The organism is Pandoraea cepalis, assembly GCF_902459665.1.
GTDB classification, from domain to species: domain Bacteria; phylum Pseudomonadota; class Gammaproteobacteria; order Burkholderiales; family Burkholderiaceae; genus Pandoraea; species Pandoraea cepalis.
Genome location: NZ_CABPSL010000013.1, coordinates 86,269 through 105,006 on the forward strand (window position 1 = coordinate 86,269; position 18,738 = coordinate 105,006).

At 62.1% G+C, this 18,738-nt stretch carries 14 protein-coding genes; 11 read left to right on the top strand and 3 right to left on the bottom strand.

Features of this window, described 5'->3' with window-relative positions; translation table 11 throughout:
- Window positions 1-133: 133 nt before the first annotated feature.
- Both thpR and PCE31106_RS16220 read left to right on the top strand, forming a co-directional pair.
- Window positions 134-718, top strand: coding sequence for an RNA 2',3'-cyclic phosphodiesterase (thpR, locus tag PCE31106_RS16215; protein ID WP_017233879.1), 585 nt, complete (start codon window positions 134-136; stop codon window positions 716-718).
- A gap of 57 nt (window positions 719-775) precedes the next feature.
- Entirely contained in the window at window positions 776-991 is a 216-nt protein-coding gene (locus PCE31106_RS16220; protein WP_017233878.1) for a hypothetical protein, read from the top strand.
- A 97-nt stretch (window positions 992-1,088) separates the two neighbouring features.
- Here the strand turns inward: PCE31106_RS16220 and PCE31106_RS16225 are convergent, their stop codons facing one another.
- A complete protein-coding gene (locus PCE31106_RS16225; RefSeq protein ID WP_150563979.1) occupies window positions 1,089-1,883 on the bottom strand; it encodes an MHYT domain-containing protein in 795 nt (264 codons plus the stop codon).
- 424 nt (window positions 1,884-2,307) lie between these two features.
- Between PCE31106_RS16225 and PCE31106_RS16230 the strand changes: the two genes are divergently transcribed.
- The gene (locus PCE31106_RS16230) at window positions 2,308-3,873 is read left to right on the top strand and encodes a DHA2 family efflux MFS transporter permease subunit (protein WP_150563980.1); all 1,566 of its coding nucleotides are present in this window, start codon (window positions 2,308-2,310) and stop codon (window positions 3,871-3,873) included.
- 157 nt (window positions 3,874-4,030) lie between these two features.
- Window positions 4,031-4,978, top strand: coding sequence for a DedA family protein/thiosulfate sulfurtransferase GlpE (locus PCE31106_RS16235; RefSeq protein ID WP_150563981.1), 948 nt, complete (start codon window positions 4,031-4,033; stop codon window positions 4,976-4,978).
- Between the two features lie 81 nt (window positions 4,979-5,059).
- On the opposite strand, the gene PCE31106_RS16240 is transcribed toward PCE31106_RS16235, so the two are convergent.
- Window positions 5,060-5,515 carry a MarR family winged helix-turn-helix transcriptional regulator gene (locus PCE31106_RS16240; protein WP_150564013.1) on the bottom strand — a complete coding sequence of 152 codons (456 nt, stop codon included), beginning with the start codon at window positions 5,513-5,515 and terminating at the stop codon, window positions 5,060-5,062.
- Window positions 5,516-6,012: 497 nt separating this feature from the next.
- Entirely contained in the window at window positions 6,013-6,915 is a 903-nt protein-coding gene (locus PCE31106_RS16245) for a LysR family transcriptional regulator (RefSeq protein WP_174975234.1), read from the bottom strand.
- A gap of 112 nt (window positions 6,916-7,027) precedes the next feature.
- Between PCE31106_RS16245 and PCE31106_RS16250 the strand changes: the two genes are divergently transcribed.
- The 7 genes from PCE31106_RS16250 (at window position 7,028) to PCE31106_RS16280 (ending at window position 18,581) form a co-directional block, all read left to right on the top strand.
- The gene (locus tag PCE31106_RS16250) at window positions 7,028-8,347 is read left to right on the top strand and encodes an MFS transporter (RefSeq protein WP_437343824.1); all 1,320 of its coding nucleotides are present in this window, start codon (window positions 7,028-7,030) and stop codon (window positions 8,345-8,347) included.
- Window positions 8,348-8,369: 22 nt separating this feature from the next.
- Entirely contained in the window at window positions 8,370-9,698 is a 1,329-nt protein-coding gene (locus PCE31106_RS16255; RefSeq protein WP_150563984.1) for an arylsulfatase, read from the top strand.
- Between the two features lie 183 nt (window positions 9,699-9,881).
- Window positions 9,882-11,657: a ClcB-like voltage-gated chloride channel protein gene (locus tag PCE31106_RS16260; RefSeq protein WP_437343825.1), complete on the top strand. Its 1,776-nt coding sequence runs from the start codon at window positions 9,882-9,884 to the stop codon at window positions 11,655-11,657.
- A complete protein-coding gene (gene mnmC / locus PCE31106_RS16265) occupies window positions 11,654-13,660 on the top strand; it encodes a bifunctional tRNA (5-methylaminomethyl-2-thiouridine)(34)-methyltransferase MnmC2/FAD-dependent 5-carboxymethylaminomethyl-2-thiouridine(34) oxidoreductase MnmC1 (protein WP_150563985.1) in 2,007 nt (668 codons plus the stop codon). Before PCE31106_RS16260 ends, mnmC begins: the two co-directional genes overlap by 4 nt.
- A 521-nt stretch (window positions 13,661-14,181) precedes the next feature.
- A complete protein-coding gene (locus PCE31106_RS16270; RefSeq protein WP_150563986.1) occupies window positions 14,182-15,387 on the top strand; it encodes a cation:proton antiporter in 1,206 nt (401 codons plus the stop codon).
- 3 nt (window positions 15,388-15,390) lie between these two features.
- Complete coding sequence (locus PCE31106_RS16275; protein ID WP_150563987.1) at window positions 15,391-16,506, top strand: YbdK family carboxylate-amine ligase; 1,116 nt, start codon at window positions 15,391-15,393, stop codon at window positions 16,504-16,506.
- 1,433 nt (window positions 16,507-17,939) lie between these two features.
- Window positions 17,940-18,581: a MarR family winged helix-turn-helix transcriptional regulator gene (locus PCE31106_RS16280; RefSeq protein ID WP_174975236.1), complete on the top strand. Its 642-nt coding sequence runs from the start codon at window positions 17,940-17,942 to the stop codon at window positions 18,579-18,581.
- Window positions 18,582-18,738 lie beyond the last annotated feature (157 nt).

The following is an 18,738-nucleotide window of genomic DNA, read 5'->3' on the forward strand; positions in this document are numbered from 1 at the left end:
ACGCTTTTGCTGCCAGCGAGCGCGCCTCGTCGAAGCGTCGGGTACCGCTCGCCCGCCCCCGGCCCAACTGGCGTTCGACCGGTAGCCCGTCTACTATGAGAATCATCAGCAGGATCCAACCTGTGGTGTTCTCATGCGACTCTTCCTTGCCCTGTGGCCTGGGTCAGGTGTACGTGCGCAGCTTCACGAGTGGGCCGCTTCAGCTCACGCGGAATGCGGCGGACGTGTACTGCGTGCCCAAACGCTGCACCTGACGCTGGCCTTTCTCGACGAAGTCGATCCCACCCGTCTGCCGGTACTGCTCGCGCTCATGCAACGCACGCCGCTCACGCCGTTCACGCTCACCTTCGACCATCTGGGCTATTGGGCCGATCGCAAGGTTGTCTGGGCTGGCGCGACCGGTGTGCCCGAGAGCCTCACCGCCACACGCGATGCACTCCTCTCGCAATGGCGCGCAACCGGCGCGCCCGTCGTCACGCAATCGTTTCGCCCGCATGTGACGCTGCTGCGCCATGCGCGGCGCGCGCCGTCCGATCTGAATCCCCGTCCGATCGTGTGGCATTGCGAGGGATATGCGCTCGTCCACTCGGTGCGCACGCCACGTGGCCCGCACTACCGCGTGCTCGCGCAACACCACGGCGGAGCGTCCGACGGCTTTAGCACGACCGCTCCCGAGAAATCGGCGATGCCAATAACGCAATACGGTATAGTCGGATGACGATGCATTGGCCGACCGGTTGGTGCATCGGTTTTTCGTCATTCGCAGGAGGCTCAAGTGCAAGTCGGATCGATCGTCAAATCCAATCACATCGCAGTGCCGCAGGGTGCCATGGGCATCGTCACCCGCGTGCTGGGCGACATGGCAATGGTGTGCTGGTATTCCGGCCAGCCCGGTGCATCGAAACAACTCAACACCGAACCGTTCTTCATCGCCGACCTGATCGAAACAGGCGATGTCATGCCTGTCGGAGGCAGCCCCATCCTGCACTGAACCGTGCGCGGCGCCGAAGGGCGCTCAGCCATCAATACGCCGGCCCGTCTTTTCGACGGGCCGGCGTTTCGCATTTCAGACGCATGCCACTGCGAGGTCAGACAGGTCCCGCGTGCTGACGCATGAGGGCGTCGAGGCGCGCCGCCATGCGCTCGCGCCGACGACGCGACGTACGATACAGCAGCACCGCCATCGCGAGCAGGACCACGCAGGCGATCAGGAACACGGCATACGGCAGCATGTCGCCATGCAGCCGCATGCTGACCTGCGCAGGCGTGGACGACGTGCAGATGATCGTGCCGGCGCGCATGCCCGTGTAGTGCATCCCGCAAACGGCCACCGCCATCACCAGCGACGCCAGCGCTCGTTGCAGACTCGTCTCGAGATGGAAGGCCAGCCAGAGCGCCACACTCGCCGCCACGATCGCAGTGACCACCGACAGGGCGACGATGGCCGTATTCCATTCGAAATACGCCTGCGTGCGCACGGCGTTCATCCCCAGGTAGTGCATGCCCGCGACGCCCAAGCCACCCGCCACGCCACCGATCACGCAGCGCACGGCATTGCGATAGGGCGCGCGCGCAACATACCAGAGCGCCGCCCCCGAAACCACCACGGCCAACAGTAGGCTGCCGAGCGTCGGCCATAGCGAATACGACACGGGGAATGGCATGCGCTGCGCAGCCATGCCGATGAAATGCATGCCCCAGATGCCAATGCCCCCCAAGGCCAGGGCCGACACCACGAGATAGCCGACACTGATGCGGCCGTCGTCGTCGCGAATACGGGACGCGGCCACCAACGCCACATAGGCCCCCAGCGCCGAGATCACGAAGGAGAGCAGAACGAGGAATTCACTGTACTGAAGCGGAACGACGCTACCTGGCTGCATGGGCTGATCCTGTGATTTCGCAGTCGCCGGGGTGCCAAAAGCGCGGACGAGCGAACGGTAGTTGAGCCTGCACGACGACGCCCAGGGGGCCGCGACGTGGCTTCGCACACGTCGGACGTCAGCGGCGATTCAATCTCGACGGCCCGGCGACGTCAAGGGGCAAAAACGTCTTGCGTTCGCCAAACGAAGATCATTTGCCGCACGTCGATTACACCCAACGAAACAGTCTCGTCCCAAACCCTTACCGGGCGCGTGATCCGCGCAAACGCGCGCCGTCCGATCAGCCAATCGGCGCGCATCCTGACGATTTAGAGCGAGAATTCCAAACCCTCGTCGCACACCATCGCCGTTCTGCGGCACCATCCGGGAATCACATTGGCCCGAGTCGCTGCGACCCGGCCAGCATTCCACGGAGACACTTCACATGGCCGACGCAGCCACCGCAAACGCCACCGCAGCGCCGCAGGGCGCGCCGTTGACCGGTACGCGACTGGCGATTCTCACGGTAGGCCTCGCGCTGGGTACCTTCATGGAGGTGCTCGACACGTCCATCGCCAACGTTGCGGTGCCCACCATTGCAGGCAGCGTCGGGGTATCGAACAGCCAGGGCACATGGGTCATCAGCTCTTACGCGGTGGCGGCGGCCATCGCGGTGCCTCTCACCGGGTGGCTGGCACGTCGCGTTGGGGAGGCGAAGCTGTTCGTGTCGTCGGTCGCGGCGTTCACCGTGGCGTCGATGTTGTGCGGTCTGGCGCCCAATATGGAGACGCTCGTCCTCTTCCGGCTGCTGCAGGGGCTCGTATCCGGCCCGATGGTGCCGCTCTCGCAAACCATCCTACTGCGCAGCTTCCCGGAAAAGAAACGCGGTCTTGCACTCGGCCTGTGGGCCATGACCGTGATCGTCGCGCCGATCTTCGGTCCCGTGGTGGGCGGATGGATCACCGACAACTACACCTGGCCATGGATCTTCTACATCAACGTGCCGGTCGGGATCTTCTCCGCCGTGTCCTGCTTCGTCCTGCTGCGCGGGCATGAGACGAAGACCCAGAAGCTGCCCATCGACCTGATCGGTCTGGCGCTGCTGGCTATCGGCGTGGGTTCGTTGCAGATGATGCTCGACCTCGGCAAGGACCGCGACTGGTTCAACAGCGGCCTGATCGTCACGCTCGCGCTCGCCGCGGCCATCTGCCTGTCGTTCCTGATTATCTGGGAGCTGACGTCCGACAAGCCCATCGTCGACCTCACGCTGTTCAAGGATCGCAACTTCGCGTTGGGCGTCGTGGTGATCTCGTTCGGCTTCATGACATTTTTCGCCTCGGTGGTCATCTTCCCGCTGTGGTTGCAAACGGTGATGGACTACACGGCAGGCAAGGCCGGGTTGGCAACGGCCCCCGTGGGCCTGCTGGCGCTGGTGCTCTCGCCAATCATCGGCCAGAACATGAACCGGCTGAACCTGCGCGCGGTGGCCTCGTTCGCGTTTGTCGTGTTCGCCGGCGTGTCGTTCTGGAATTCGCACTTCGCGTTGAATCTGTCGTTCGCGAAGGTGATCGAGCCCCGGCTCGTCCAGGGCATCGGCATTGCGTGCTTCTTCGTGCCGATGACGACCATCACGCTCTCGAGCATGTCCGACGAGCGCCTGGCGGCGGCGGCCGGCCTGTCGAACTTCTTCCGCACGCTCTCGGGCGCTATCGGCACAGCCGTGAGCACCACCCTGTGGGAGGACCGGGCGATCTACCATCACGCCCGGCTTGCCGAGAACCTCACGCCGTATTCCAACGCGACGACGAGCTATCTCGACCAACTGCGCCAAGGACTGGAACTCGCGAACGGGACCGACTTCGGCATGCTCAACGATCTCGTGACACGTCAATCGTTCATGCTGGCGACGAACGACATCTTTCATCTGTCGGGATATGTCTTTCTCGCCATGGCGGTGCTCGTCTGGCTGACTCGACCGAAGCGCGGGGCCCAGGCGGCGGTCGGGCACTGACGCGGGCGCCCCGTGAGGTCCCCGAACCCCACCCGTCGCAACGCGACGCCGCAATCGTTCCAGAAAAGCAACACTACGTCTCCGCTTCGCGGCTTCTGGCTGTGACCGCCGGACGCTACCATGCGGTATTGCGACTATTTGCCGACAGGGATCCTGCATGCTGTTCGATCTGATCGCCCGCTACGGGCTCTGGCTGGTCTTTCTGAATATCTTCGGACAGGCATTGGGGCTGCCGTTGCCGGCCTATCCCACACTCATTGTCACGGCGTCGACATCGCTGTTCCCGGCGCCGCTGATCGTCGCGCTGGCGATCGGCGCCGCGCTGCTGGGCGACGCGCTCTGGTTTCTCGCCGGACGCCGCTATGGCCACCATATTTTGCGGCTGATGTGCCGCCTGTCGATCTCGCCTGATACCTGCGTGAGCCGCACGGAGGGTGCGATGGGCCGCCACGGCGTGCGCGTATTGATGTTTGCCCGCTTCGTGCCGGGACTCTCGGCGCTGTCGGTGCCGATGGCTGGTGCGCTGGGGGTGTCGTGGCGCACGTTCTTGATGTACGACGCAATCGGCGCTTTGGTCTGGTCGGGTGTCGCCGTGGCGCTCGGCGTGGGCTTCGCCTCGCACATCGTCGCCCTGCTCGACACCTTCGACACGCTCGGCCGCGGCGTGCTGTGGCTGATCGTGCTCGTTTTCGCGCTGTATCTGCTCAACCGCTGGCTCAATCGATACCGTCTGCTGCGCTCGCTACGCATGGCGCGCATTGGCGTTCAGACGTTGGAAAGCTGGATGAAAGACGACGTCACGCCCGTTGTGATTGACGTGCGCTCCGCCGCGCTTCGGGCGGTCGATCCGTTCACGATCCCCGGTGCGCTGGCCATTGCCCCGAGCGAAATCGAGGAAAAGTTGCGAGATGTGCCGCGCGATCGCCGCATCGTCGTGTTTTGCGCGTGCCCGAACGAAGTGTCGGCCGCGCGCCTGGCGCAGCGCCTGCGTCAGCAGGGCTTCGCGGAAGTTCGTCCGCTGCTCGGTGGACTCGACGCCTGGCGCAATGCCGGCTATACCGTCGACAAGATCGATGGCATTGAATCGCTCGTCCCCGCTAGCTGATCTTTCCCCGTTCGCGCAAACCATTGCGCACAATTGAATGACGCGCGCTTACCCAAAGGGAAGCGCGCGTTTCGCTTGAGATCAAGCGTCGTTCAGGGTGTCTTTGAGCTGAAGAAGCAGCGTGCGCAAGGTCTTTTGCGCGGCATCGGACTGACCCGTAGCCGCCTGTATTTGCGCGGGCACCTGACGCGCGTCACGACGCAGACTCACCCCTCGTGGCGTAAGATCGATGAACACCTGACGTTCATCCACTTCGCCTCGTCGACGCGTCAAAAGCCCCATGGATTCGAGTCGTTTCAGCAGCGGCGTCAGCGTGCCGGAGTCGAGTCCGAGGCGCGCACCAAGCTGATTGACGGCAATGTCGTCCTGCTCCCAAAGCACGAGCATCGCCAGGTATTGCGAATACGTCAGACCCAGTCTATCGAGCACCGGTTTATAGGCTTTCGTCATGGCAAGCGATGCCGAGTACAGCGCGAAACCCAACTGATCTTCCAGGTGCACGGGTGTTTTTTGTGCGGCTTTTTTGTTCACTGCCATTCGCAGACAACTCTTCAAATCCAATTCAATTGCGCGCCATTCTATTTCACCGCGTGGAATGTGGCCAGGTGCAATGACGGAGGGCTTCACGGGCTTCATCAGACGGTGCGTCACACGGCACAGCCATCGGCCCATAGCCCTGTCGGTAGCCAACCGCTTCGGGGAAACCGTCACGCGCGTGCGTTCCAATGCGTTTGCGGCCTCAAAATTTACCTTTATCTGAAGAACGCTCAGAAAATCTCCGCGTCGGTCGCCGTCTCTGACGTTTGCCGCTGTGAGATGAGAACGGGGGAATCGGCAAATCGATGTCCTCGTCGCTGGCATTCAACTCGCATGATGAATACGCCATCCACGACGGCAAAATTGCGTTATCTGAGCATTACTCGGTTTTAGGGCGGAAATTTCCCCTGGCTGTGTGGGTGAGCCATCACGTCACCCCGAACACCTTGCAAATTGCGTTGCCACTTGCCAGCTTGGTCGGTCTGCTTAGGGGCTTATCAGGCGCTGAAAGTCGCCTCTTCAACGATCAGTTGAAGAAACGTTTGCGTTAATGGAGAGAGTGAGCCGCTCTTGCGCGTCAGGATCGCTATCTGACGGGACCACGTCGCTTGGCTCGCAACCAGGGTCTTGAGCCCCAACTGTTCGGCCACCGGGCGATGCTGTGTGCTGCAGATGCCGAGCATGTCGGTGTTGGCGACCAGGAAGAACACGCCGACCGGGGAGCTGTAACTGCTCTGCACTTGGACCCGCGGTCCTTCGACACGGTGCTTCCTGAAGTACGCATCGATTTGCTGCCGCGCGGAGACGCCGTGCCCGGGCAAAATCCATGGGTAGCTCCCAAGCTGGCTCGGCGAAACGCTACCGGTAGTCGAGCAAAGCGGGTGACCCGCCCGGCATACGACAAACGTGGATTCCGTCAGAAGCGGGATGGCTCGCAGGGCTTCCGGCAACTCTGCCGGCAATGGGCCGACCGCCAGATCGATCTCTCCGTCCAGCAGTCCCCGGATCAGCGTATCGGACAATTGAACCGTCAGATCCAGACGTAGCGCGGGGCGGTTCCTGACCAGTGCCAGAAATGCACGATCCACGAGCGGCTCAGCCGCCGGCGTCGCCCCCAGTCGAACCTTGGCCAGTTCTCCGGCCGACATTTCTCCAAGCTGATTCAGCGCGTCTTCGTACGCGGTGCGCAACGATGCAGCGTGCCGTTGAAACTCGGTGCCGAATCGCGTGAGCAACATCCCTTTCGGCGAGCGCTCGAACAACGCCACACCCAGTTCTGCTTCCAGGCGGCGAACGGCTTTGGTCAGCGCCGGCTGACTTACCCCGACCTGTTCAGCCGCCCGGTGCAACAGTCCGGTGTCGGCAATCGCCAGGAAATACCGCAAATCGTCGAGGTTCATGATAACCATTGGTTATTGAAAATAGCGATCCCGTGCTTGTACCACGAATTTGTGCTGCCAATACTTCCTGTCACGACTACGGAAAACCGTATGGAGACAGCGGAAACAGGACATGGACATGACAAACGTGGAAAGCTCGGCCGCGGCCGCGACGTTGGCAGCACCAAACCATGGCGGTCGCTTGCGCACCGTCGTTGTCGCCGCGACGATCGGCACGGCGCTCGAATGGTTTGATCTGGTGGTGTACGGATTCTTCGCCGTCACGATCGCGAAATTATTTTTCCCGTCGGCGAGCGAACTCACGTCGCTGCTCGTCGCGCTTAGCACATTCGGCGCCTCATACCTGATGCGCCCGCTTGGCGCGCTGATTCTCGGGTCTTACTCGGATCGCTATGGCCGCAAGCGCGGTCTTACGCTGAGCATAGCGTTGATGGCGGTGGGCACCTTGATGATTGCCGTCACGCCGTCATATGCGTCCATCGGCATCGCTGCGCCAATCATCGTCGTGGCCGGACGGTTGATTCAGGGGATCTCCGCAGGCGGCGAGTTCGGCGCCTCAACGAGCTTTCTTGTCGAACATTCGCCGCGTCACCAACGCGGTTTCTATGCAAGCTTCCAGATGGCCGCACAAGGCGGTACGGCGGTGCTCGCATCGCTCTTCGGCACGCTGCTCTCGCACTATCTGTCGCCCGAGCAGATGCTGGATTGGGGATGGCGCGTGCCGTTCTTCTTCGGCTTATTGATTATTCCGATTGCGTACGTGATCCGTCGTCATGTAGACGAGACGCCGGTGTTCGCGAAAGACGCCCGTGCGACCAGCCCGGTGCGCGTCACCTTCCAGAACAACAAGGTCCGACTCGCCCTGGCCATCGGCATCTACGTGCTGGTGACGTCGTCCTCGTATGTGATCGTGCTTTACATGCCGACGTTCGCAACGCGCCAGCTCGGCATCGATTCGTCGCTAGCTTTCGCCGGCACTTTATTGATGGGCGCGCTGCAAATGGTCGCGTGTCCGATTGCCGGCGCGATCGCCGATCGAAAAGGACGCAAGACCACGCTGCTCGTCGCGGCGGCACTGATCGGTCTGGTGGCGGTGCCGCTTTTCGCCTGGCTGATTGCAAGCCCGACACCGTTTGCGTTCATCATCATTTGTGCCGTGCTCGGCGTTGCGATCAGCGGTTATCAGGGTCCGATGCCCGCCGTGCTCAGTGAACTCTTCCCAAGCCGCGTGCGCACCACAGGGCTCGCGCTCACGCACAACCTGGCGGTCGCGATCTTCGGCGGCTTTGCACCGCTGATCCTGACATGGGGCATTAGCGCGACCCACAGCCGATTGGTGCCGGCGGTGTATATCACCGTCGCTGCCGTCATCAGCGTGATCTCACTGCTGATTTGCCTCCGAAAGTTCGGCGACCATCAACCTGCTGACTAAACCGTCCGTATCGAGTTTTATCATGAGCACTCAACCGAATATTGTATTGATCGTCGCCGACAACCTGGGCTGGGGCGAACTGGGCTGCTACGGCGGCGGCGAAATGATGCGGGGCGCCGCAACGCCCCGCATCGACGCACTCGCGGCAAGCGGCATGCGTCTCCTGAATTACAACGTCGAAAGCGACTGCGTCCCCACCCGCAGCGCACTCATGACAGGCCGCCATCCGATTCGGACCGGCGCCTTCCAGTCGGTACCGCCGGGGCTGCCGCAAGGACTGCAACGCAAGGAATGGACGCTCGCACAGATGGCGTCGGCCGCGGGCTACGCGACAGCGCATTACGGCAAATGGCATCTGGGGGATATCGACGGCCGCTACCCGTCGGATCGCGGTTTCGACGAGTGGTATGGCATTCCACGCACCACCGATGAGACACAGTTCACGAGCTCGATCGGTTTCGATCCGAGCGTTGCTGAACTCCCGTACATCATGGAAGGCAAGAAGGGGGAGCCGTCTCGCAACGTCAAGCTCTACGATCTGGAAACGCGTCGGACCATCGACGAGGAACTGGTCGAACGGTCCAAGGCATTCATCGAGCGCAACGTGCGCGCAGCCAAGCCGTTTTTCCTCTATCTGCCGCTCGTACATCTGCATTTCCCGACGTTGCCTCACAAGGATTTCGAGGGCAAGACAGGCATGGGCGAATTCGCGGACTCGCTCGCGGAAATGGACTTCCGCGTGGGCCAGATCGTCGACCAGCTCGATGCGCTCGGCATTGCCGACGACACGCTATTGATATTTTGCAGCGACAACGGCCCCGAATTCCGCGCGCCTTATCGCGGCACGGCAGGCCCTTGGACGGGCACTTACCATACGGCAATGGAGGGCAGCCTGCGTGTGCCGTTCATCGCGCGCTGGCCGGGCAAAATTCCTGTCGACGTCAACAATCAGATCGTCCACGTGGTCGATCTGTTACCCACCTTTGCAGAATTGATCGACGGGGACATGCCCGACGACGGACGACCCATCGACGGCGTGAGTCAGCTCAACTTTCTTCTCGGCAAAGAAACTGCTTCGAACCGGGAAGGTTTTCTCTTCTATATCAAAGACGAACTGCGTGCGGTGAAATGGCGCGACTGGAAACTCCATTTCGTGTGGGAGCCGTATGTGAACGCCGGCGCAAATAAGCTCGAGTCGCCTTACCTCTTCCATCTCATTCAGGATCCGAAAGAAGAGACCGATATTCTCGTGCGCAACACATGGGTGCTCGGCCCGATGCTCAAGATGGTGAAATCGTTCAAGGACAGCGTAAAGGCGTATCCGAATACTGCGCCCGGAGCCCCCGACTGATCCGTCGCTCTGCTCTCCCATCTTCCCCGCACGCCGACGCGTTCGAGCACGAGTCCGCTCGAACCGCTTCGCGCGGACTGTCGGCGGCGCCCAAAAATCACATTATCTGAGCATCACTCAGTTTTTGTTGCGTAAATCCCCCGTCCAGCGGCGCGCTTTCAAAAATGAGCGTCGCTCGATACCATGAGACCCAATTCCGATCTCGACTGTCTTTTATCCGTGTCAGCAGTATCTGCCTGGGCGAAATCGCCCGTCGTTGTATGGGTGCGGCGTCAGTTCGCCCCGAATACCCTGCAAATCACGTTGCTGCTTGCCGGCATCGTCGGTCTGCTGGGAGCGTTGGCCACCGTGGCGTTTCGCGAAGCGCTCTCGGGATTGCAATTTCTCCTCGCCGGCCATCGCAGCGGCATGGTCGAGCTGGCGCAAGGCCTGAACTGGTGGCAACGCCTGCTGCTGCCGACCACCGGCGGCCTGATCGCCGGGCTGATCCTGCAGTTCGCCACGTTGTGGGTGCCGAAGAAGGGCTCCGACGACTACATGGAAGCCATTGCCATCGGCACCGGCGTGCTGAGCCTGCGCCAGACCCTGGTCAAAAGCTTGTCGTCGCTGTGCTCGGTGGCCTCGGGCGCGTCGATCGGCCGGGAAGGGCCGATGGTGCAACTCGCCGCAATGTTCGCGTCGCTCGTCGGCCGCATGCTCGCCTTCCCGCCCGAGCGCTTGCGCCTGCTCGTCGCTTGCGGGGCGACGGCCGGTATCACGTCGGCGTATAACGCGCCGATCGCGGGCGCGCTGTTCATCTCCGAAATCGTCTACGGCTCGATTTCAACCGCAACGCTCGGCCCGCTGGTCGTCGCCTCAGTCATCGCGAATATCGTCATCCGTCAGTTTCTCGGCTACGAAGCGGTCTACCAGATGCCTCGCTTCGATTTCGTTTCCGGCTGGGAAGTCTTTTTCTACGTCGGCCTCGGCATTCTCGCCGGCGTACTCGCGCCGCTGTTCCTGCGCCTGCTCGACACCGCCAAGCATCGTTTCAGCGCGCTACCCGTGCCGCTGTTCCTGCGCCTCACACTTGGCGGCTTCATCGTGGGGATACTGTCGCTGAAGGTGCCGCACGTCTGGGGTAACGGCTACAGCGTGGTCAACTCGATCCTGCACACGCATTGGGCATGGCAAGCGCTCGCAATGGTGCTGGTGTTCAAGGTGCTGGCGACCGCATCGTCGGCGGGCTCCGGCGCCGTGGGTGGCGTGTTCACGCCGACGCTCTTCGTCGGTGCCGCGCTCGGCAGCCTCTATGGCATGGCGATGAATGCGCTCGCGCCCGCCGCCGCCTCGGTGGCGAGCAGCTACGCCGTGGTCGGCATGGGAGCGTTCCTTGCGGCAACGACCTATGCGCCGCTGATGTCGATTCTGATGATCTTCGAGATGACGCTGAGTTATCAGGTCGTGCTGCCGCTGATGTTGGCGTGCGTGACGGCCTACATCACAGCTCACACATTACGCGCGGATTCCGTCTACGCAAAATCGCTGCGCCGCAATCAGGTGGCAGGCCGATGGCTGTCGATGACTGGCGAGGGCAGCGAGATGCGCCTGTCGTCGCTGGCGACGGACAACGACGCCGTCGTCAACGACGCCATGACCTCGGAAGCCCTCGGCGAGCGCTTTATCGCCACCGGCTATCGCAACGTTGTCGTCCGCGACCAGGACGGCCGTCTTGTCGGAACACTCGACGCCGCACGCTGGTGGCGGCGGCAGGCCACCGGCGAACCCGCTGTCTGGACGGAGGTGATCGTGCCGTGCAAAGCGCTCGATGGCGAGATGACGCTGGTCGGCGCGCTGCGCGCCGTCGGCAAGCTGCACGTCGACTGGGTACCCGTGGCGAACGAGGCGGGCGAATGGTTGGGCGTGGTGTCGCTACCGGGACTCATCGAGATCGTGACAGAAGAGCGGGGCGGCGAATGAAGCGTCGCGAAGGCGCCAGTCCCATCATGCCGGCAGAACCCGCGACCGGCGCGGACGGCACCCCCTGTTCGACAGTCTTCGACGAGGCCTATCACCGCACCGACGACGCGCTCGGTCAGGTGCGACATACCTTTCTGGGCGGCAACCGTCTGCCCGAACGCTGGCGCGGTCGCGAGGCTTTCGTGATCGTCGAGACCGGCTTCGGCCTGGGTCTGAATTTCCTGGCAACGTGGGCCGCCTGGCGGGACGATCCGCAACGGCCCGCGCGGCTGCATTTCGTGTCGGTGGAGAAGTTTCCGTTCCGGGTGCAGGATCTACGGCATTGTCTCGAGGCGATGCTCGTGCTGCCCGGCATGACGCAACTCGCGCCGCTGGTACAGAAGCTGTGCGACGTCTGGCCAGGCCCCGTGGCAGGCTGGCACCGGCTGGAGCCGGCGCCCGGCGTGGTCCTGAGCGTCGGTTTCGGCGACTTCTTCGATCTGATGCCGTCGCTGCGAGCCGGCGCGGACGCGTTTTATCTCGACGGTTTCACGCCTGAAAAAAACGCCGATCTGTGGACGCCTAACGTCTTCAAGACGCTTGGCCGTCTGGCACGTGACGGGGCCACGCTGGCGACGCATACCGCCGTCGAAGCGGTACGACGTGATCTCATCGGCGCGGGTTTCCAAGTCGCCCCGCGTGCCGGACACGGCGGCAAGCCGGACGTGCTTGCGGGCGATTACGCGCCGCCTTATCGCATGCGGCGTTACGATCCGCCCACCGTGCCCCCGCAGCGCGCCCGTGAGGCGATTGTGGTCGGCGCGGGAATGGCGGGGGCGGCGATGGTGCGGCGTCTTGTCGCCCGCGGCTGGCGGGTGCGCCTGTTCGAACGGGCACAAGCGCCTGGCACGGCGGCGTCGGGCAACCCGGCGGGGGTCTTTCATCCGCAACTCTCGGTTGACGATAACGTGCTGTCTCGCTTGACGCGGGCGGGCTTTCTGTACGCACTCTCGCAGTGGAGAACGCTGCCGGGTGGACTGCCCGGGCATGCCGACGGCTTGCTCCAGGTTGCCACGGACGACGATCAGGCGCACGCGTTGCCGCAACTCATAGCGGCGCACCGGTATCCGCAGACGTACGCGAAGTGGGTTGATGCGGCGCAAGCATCGGCGCTTGCCGGCGAAACGCTCGCGCGCGGCGGCGTCTGGTTTCCGGAAGGCGGCTGGCTGGCGCCGGCGATGCTCTGCCGGGCCGAATTGGTTGCTGCCGGGCCGTTGCTCGATGCCCGCTACGGCGTGAACGTGGAACGGCTCGAACGCTGCAATGGCCGCTGGACCGCGATCGACGAAGCGGGTCACGTGTTGGCCGAGGCCGACGCCATCGTTGTGACGGCCGCAGACAGCTCCCAGAAACTGCTCGCGCCGTACCTCGCGCCCGAGTTTTTACCCGTCAAACGGGTGCGCGGGCAATTGACGTTCCTGCCCCCCGACATGTTGACCGACCTGCGCGTGCCGGTCTGCGGAGACGGTTACGTAACGCCGTCGTCGCTGGGGGGCACTGGGCCCATCACAGGCGCGACCTACGGCTTCGACGACCCGGCCGAGGCCATACGCGTCACCGATCACCAGGCCAATCTGCGTCGGCTTGCCGCGCTGTTGCCAGCCCATGCGAACACGCTCGGTGATGGTGGGCTGGCGAGCGAGCACGCCGCCGCCGAATTGGGCGGGCGCACGGCGTTTCGCTCCATGGTGCCCGACCGCCTGCCGATGGCGGGGCAACTGCCTGACATGGCCATTCTCGACACGCAACGTCAACAGCTGGGCGGCGGGCATCTCCGAGATCTGCCGCGCCTTGACGGCCTGTATGCCAGCTTCGCGTTCGGCTCTCGGGGCCTGGTGTTCGCGTCGTTGTGCGCGGAGCTGGTCGCCAGTCAGATCGAGGGCGAACCGTGGCCGGTCGGCAGCGATCTGGCCGACGCCATCGACCCGGCGCGATACCTGATGCACTGGCTGCGCAAAGGCTGACAACGCGCGTGCCCCAACAGGCACGCCGGCTTCGCGCGCCGTCGGGCTTGGCCGGATCCTTCGCGCGCCGCCCCCGCTACCCGCTACCCGCGACCTCGCTATCTCCCATCGACGTTTCCCACGTTCCTTCATGACGCGCGGCCCACGCCCGCCTGCCGTCGTTCTCCGAAAATACACGGGGATTCAATAAATCGAATCTGACCCTATAGCGTTCGTAACCCCGCCCCATGCGGGGGCGGCGCCCCTTCGGGGCTTGCCCCCGTAATTCCTCGCTGAAGGGCCATATCCCGCCTCCAAGGTGCGCCGTCCCCACCGTTCGGCATCGGGATGAAACGGGTTTGTGCCAAGTCAAACCTCCTGCCATCGAGACGCCTGTTTGGAAGCGTCGGAAACCGAGTGTGGCAAAATGGGCCCAACCCTTCGGGTTCGTCGTGCATTTGTTCTTAATCTGCAACCCCGCGCGCGACTTTCTTTCCTTTCCACCACTTGATGCGCCGTCAAGCGGCGCAAAGCGAGCATTAATGACGTCGGAACTGTCCCTCTTTCCGGGCTGGCCGCCGACGCCCGATCCCGTTTTCTTCGCTGGGCTGGCATTGGTTTTTGCCGGACTCGCGGGAGAAATCTGTTTCCGGAGACTGCGCCTGCCGCGCATCACCGGTTACGCCGTGGTCGGGCTGGTCGGCGGTACCCTGGGTCTTTCCTCGATGCTGGACGCGCAGACGAGCGCGGCCATCCGGCTGCTGATCGATCTGGCGCTGGGTTTGTTGCTGTTCGAACTGGGCAGCCGCCTCAACCTGAAATGGATGCGGGCCAACCCCTGGATCATCGTTACCAGCGCGCTCGAAGCTTTGCTCACTTTCGTGGCGGTCTATGCCGTGCTGTGGGTGTTCGGGGTGGCGCCGCTGAGCGCAGTGCTCATCGCCGCCATCAGCATGGCGACCTCGCCGGCCGTGGTGATCCAGCTCAAGAACGAGCTGCGTGCCGAGGGGCAGGTAACGGAGCGTTTGCTGGCTCTGGCGGCGCTTAACAGCGTGTACGCCGTCGTCGCGGTGAAGCTTGTCTACGGATGGATGCACCAGGCGTACCACTCGAGCGTGTGGGTCGTCCTGTTTCACCCTTTGTACCTGCTCATTGGCTCGATCGTGCTGGCGTTCGTACTGGCCAAGGCGTGCAATCTGATCTTTCGCAAGTTCGGTAGCCAGGACCAGCATGCTTTCGTGATTCTCATCGGCCTGATCATGCTGATGGTCGCGCTGGTGCATATGCTCAAGTTACCGAACTCGCTCACATTGCTTCTTGCCGGGATCATTTTCCGAAATCTGGATGAGCGTCCGCAGCTTTGGCCCGCGTACTTCGGCACGGCCGGCTGGTTGCTTGCGGTGGTGCTCTTCGTGCTGACGTCGCTGGCGTTCCGGTGGGAATACGTTGTGATCGGCGGTCTGGCCGCGGCAGCCATCATCGTGGTGCGCGGCATCGCCAAGGTGGTGGGCACGGTCGCCGTCGCCCGTCAGGCGGGGATCAGTTACAAGCAGGCCGTCGCGCTCGGGTTGTCGTTGTGCCCGATGGCCAGTCTCGCGTTCGTACTCGTTGCCGACACGTACGACATTTACCCGCAGTTCGACCCGACGCTCAAGGCGGTAGTGATGTGCACGGTCGCAGCACTGCAACTGGTCGCGCCGCTGGTGGTTTATTGGGCGTTGGCCCTGGTCGGCGAACGGAAGGATTAAACCATGTCATTAGAAGCATTCATTCCCTCGAAGCCGTGCACTTTCGGTGTGGAGCTGGAGATGCAGATCGTCAATCGCCACGATTACGATCTGACCAAAGCCGCCGCCGATCTGATGCGGCTCGTGGCCAAGGAGACACACCCTGGCGAGATCAAGCCGGAAATGACGGAAAGCATGATCGAGCTGTCGACGGACATCTGCCATCGACATAGCGATGCCGTCGCGCAGCTGGGCCGGGTTCGAGACGTGCTGGTGGCGGCGAGCGAGCAGCTCAACGTCGGCCTGTGCGGCGGCGGCACCCATGCCTTTCAGCGCTGGAGCGAACGTACGATCTACGATTCGCCACGCTTTCACTTCCTGTCCGAGTTATACGGCTACCTGGCCAAGCAGTTCACGGTCTTCGGCCAGCACGTGCACATCGGCTGCCCGGATCCGGACAGTGCCTTGTACCTGCTGCACGCCATGTCGCGCTATATCCCGCACTTCATCGCGCTATCGGCCTCGTCGCCCTATGTGCAAGGTGTCGACACGGGATTCCATTCGGCACGTCTGAACTCGGTGTTCGCGTTCCCGCTCTCGGGGCGTGCGCCATTCGTGCTGAAGTGGGAAGACTTCGAGACGTACTTCGACAAGATGGTGAAAACCGGCGTCGTCGAGAGCATGAAGGACTTCTACTGGGATATTCGGCCGAAACCGGGTTTTGGGACGATCGAAGTGCGAGTCATGGATACCCCATTATCGGTCGGCCGCGCGGCCGCTATCGCCTGTTACATCCAGTCCCTGGCCCGTTATCTGCTCGAGGAGCGTCCGTTCGTGCTGAGCGAGGACGATTACCTCGTCTACACGTTCAATCGCTTCGAAGCTTGCCGCTTTGGGCTGGAAGGGGCTTACGTCGATCCTCAGACCGGCGAGCGCACCACATTGGGGCATCACATCATGCGGACGCTGGAGATCATCACGCCGCACGCCGCGGTGCTGGAGGCCGAAGCGGCCTGCGAAGAAGTCCGTCAGCTTGTCGCATCTGGCAAGAACGACGCTGTTTGGTTGCGCGATGTCCACGGGGAAGCCAAGTCACTCAACGAAATGGTTCGCCAACAATGCTTGCGATGGGCCGCATGAACTGAGGCCTTGGCCGACGGGCCGGACTGGGTACCGTCGGTCTCCGGACGCGATCGTTGTTAAGCGATCGGTGTGAGGAACCCCGCCTTGGCGGGGTTTTTTCTTGCCCGTACGTTTCACAACCGTCCGGCACGCGCTACCGGGCAGCAACCGTTTCCGTTTAGGCCCACCCACGACGCGCCGTGTCCCTGAGCCGTTGGCCGAATCGTGCCTCGCGAGCGACGCGTTTTCCACGATTCAGGCTGAGCGCGTTTTGCCGCTTTTGCGTCGCCCATAGCAAGGTTTTAAGGTTTTAATAGGTTTACTGTATGTATACATAGTAGTAGTTAACAAAGGCGGCCGACTCCTGTGGATAACCACAGTTAACGTCGAGTAAACAGAAAGTTGCCCGAATGAGAACTGGATGGAAAAACAGCGGGTATCCCAAGAACAACTCGGAACAGTTTTTGGCCTTGTGGAAAGATTCGCGAGTTATCCCGAACCCATGCACAACCAGTCCGACAGGTTATCCAGAAAGTTATCCACAGGCGCCTAAATATTGTGCAGGACACCCTCGAAAACGGGGTTTTGTGGATAATTTTGACGTTCCTGCGTTAGCCGAACGGTTCGCGGATACAATCTCGCCACTTTGAAATGTGACTTGGCGTGCGTGGTGCAAGAAGTGAAAGATGCTGGTTTTGCTGAATGTAACGAGCGAGATCGCTGGTACTGTCAAATTCTTCAATTCGCGTGTCCGGAAGGGGCCTCCCGCGGACACGTTGCCCCGCACTTCCCTCCAGTTTCCTGCGCAGCACCTCCCTCGCCGATTGGCGATTTACGGTCGCGTTTCAAATGATTCGCATGTCGTTGGACGTTTGCTACGAAACGCAGGGCATCGGGTACGCTCACGCCGCATGTCGGATGGCGCCGAAATGTCTCGAAAATCGAGTGGATTTTCACAAGATCGTTGTCCGCGATGGTGGCCCGTGGGTGGGATCGCTAAGGTCTGCGAGCCATGTCTGGCGAGGCTTTGCCGATGTGCGCGGAGATCGTGCGGGATGCGAGGCGGTTCCCAACGGCCGCTGCGGGCGACGCCTGTTCGATCTGCCGCGTAATTGGCATGGGATGCGAAATGTTTTTCCCAATTTGATCCTTCGCAAAGCGAGTGCGCAGGACACCAATATTTTGTAAACATCTTGAGTAGGATTTGGGAGATCAGTACAAGAACTGATACGCCAAAATCAAACTCAGAACACACAATGGAATCGTGGTGGGGCGGTGGGTTCAACAGCGACTTGCCGTCGCGTATCGACACGGAAGTGGCTTAGGGTTTCCCCCGGGCGGGGCGCCGACATGGATGCAAGGCAATGACGAGACGTGTGATGCACCGCCCGTAAGTTCATTTGACAAGCTGTTTTACTGACGTATAGTTTTTAGAAATCCTAACGAAAATCATGGCTACTCCGACCCCACTAGATGAAGCGCTGCCCAAGCGCGTGACAGCCGGTTTGTTGCGCATGGGAACCGCGTTACGGAGCCACGCCTGGGAGGGCGCGGCAATGGCTGGATTGACGCCGACGCAGGGCGAGATTCTGACGCTCTTGCTCTCGCGTGGCGTGCCGATGCGATTGGGCGAGATTGCGGAGGATGCCGCACTCACATCGGCCACGGTCAGCGAGGCCGTAAGCACGTTGGAAAACAAGGGCCTGGTCGAGAAGCGTCGCGATGCGAACGACGGCCGTGCCCTGGCGCTGCGTCTGACTGCGCGCGGCAAGACGGCAGCCAAAAAGGCGTCGCAATGGCCGAACTTCCTGACCACGGCGTCGGAATCGTTGGGCGAGAAGGAATGTGCCCAACTCTACCGAACGCTCGTCAAGCTGATCTTCACGATGCAGGAGCGGGGCGACGTACCACCGCAACGCATGTGCCTGACGTGCAGCCACTTCGAAGTCTCGGCGCGCGGCAAAGGCCAATACCGCTGCGATCACTTCAATGTGACGTATGACGATTCGCGCCTGCCGCTGGACTGCAACGCGCATGAGGACGCCGACATCGCCATGCAGCGCAAAGTCTGGAAGCTGTATAGCAAAACCTGAGCGGCTGGCCGGCATTCGTCACGCGCAGGCGGCGCGAGCCAGGGGGAGAACGTCATTCGGTACCGGGTGACGTTTTTTTTCGTCGACGCTTGTCACGCACATGAGTGTCGCCTGCCTGTACACTGCGCTTTTTTGCATCCACGAAACCTCATCGCAC

What these genes read in the sequence shown, in the direction of transcription:
- thpR (WP_017233879.1), top strand. Translation starts at nt 134, where the DNA reads ATGCGACTCTTCCTTGCCCTGTGGCCTGGGTCAGGTGTACGTGCGCAG.
- PCE31106_RS16225 (WP_150563979.1), bottom strand. Translation starts at nt 1,883, where the DNA reads ATGCAGCCAGGTAGCGTCGTTCCGCTTCAGTACAGTGAATTCCTCGTT.
- PCE31106_RS16230 (WP_150563980.1), top strand. Translation starts at nt 2,308, where the DNA reads ATGGCCGACGCAGCCACCGCAAACGCCACCGCAGCGCCGCAGGGCGCG.
- PCE31106_RS16235 (WP_150563981.1), top strand. Translation starts at nt 4,031, where the DNA reads ATGCTGTTCGATCTGATCGCCCGCTACGGGCTCTGGCTGGTCTTTCTG.
- PCE31106_RS16240 (WP_150564013.1), bottom strand. Translation starts at nt 5,515, where the DNA reads ATGGCAGTGAACAAAAAAGCCGCACAAAAAACACCCGTGCACCTGGAA.
- PCE31106_RS16245 (WP_174975234.1), bottom strand. Translation starts at nt 6,915, where the DNA reads ATGAACCTCGACGATTTGCGGTATTTCCTGGCGATTGCCGACACCGGA.
- PCE31106_RS16250 (WP_437343824.1), top strand. Translation starts at nt 7,028, where the DNA reads ATGGACATGACAAACGTGGAAAGCTCGGCCGCGGCCGCGACGTTGGCA.
- PCE31106_RS16255 (WP_150563984.1), top strand. Translation starts at nt 8,370, where the DNA reads ATGAGCACTCAACCGAATATTGTATTGATCGTCGCCGACAACCTGGGC.
- PCE31106_RS16260 (WP_437343825.1), top strand. Translation starts at nt 9,882, where the DNA reads ATGAGACCCAATTCCGATCTCGACTGTCTTTTATCCGTGTCAGCAGTA.
- mnmC (WP_150563985.1), top strand. Translation starts at nt 11,654, where the DNA reads ATGAAGCGTCGCGAAGGCGCCAGTCCCATCATGCCGGCAGAACCCGCG.
- PCE31106_RS16270 (WP_150563986.1), top strand. Translation starts at nt 14,182, where the DNA reads ATGACGTCGGAACTGTCCCTCTTTCCGGGCTGGCCGCCGACGCCCGAT.
- PCE31106_RS16275 (WP_150563987.1), top strand. Translation starts at nt 15,391, where the DNA reads ATGTCATTAGAAGCATTCATTCCCTCGAAGCCGTGCACTTTCGGTGTG.
- PCE31106_RS16280 (WP_174975236.1), top strand. Translation starts at nt 17,940, where the DNA reads ATGGCTACTCCGACCCCACTAGATGAAGCGCTGCCCAAGCGCGTGACA.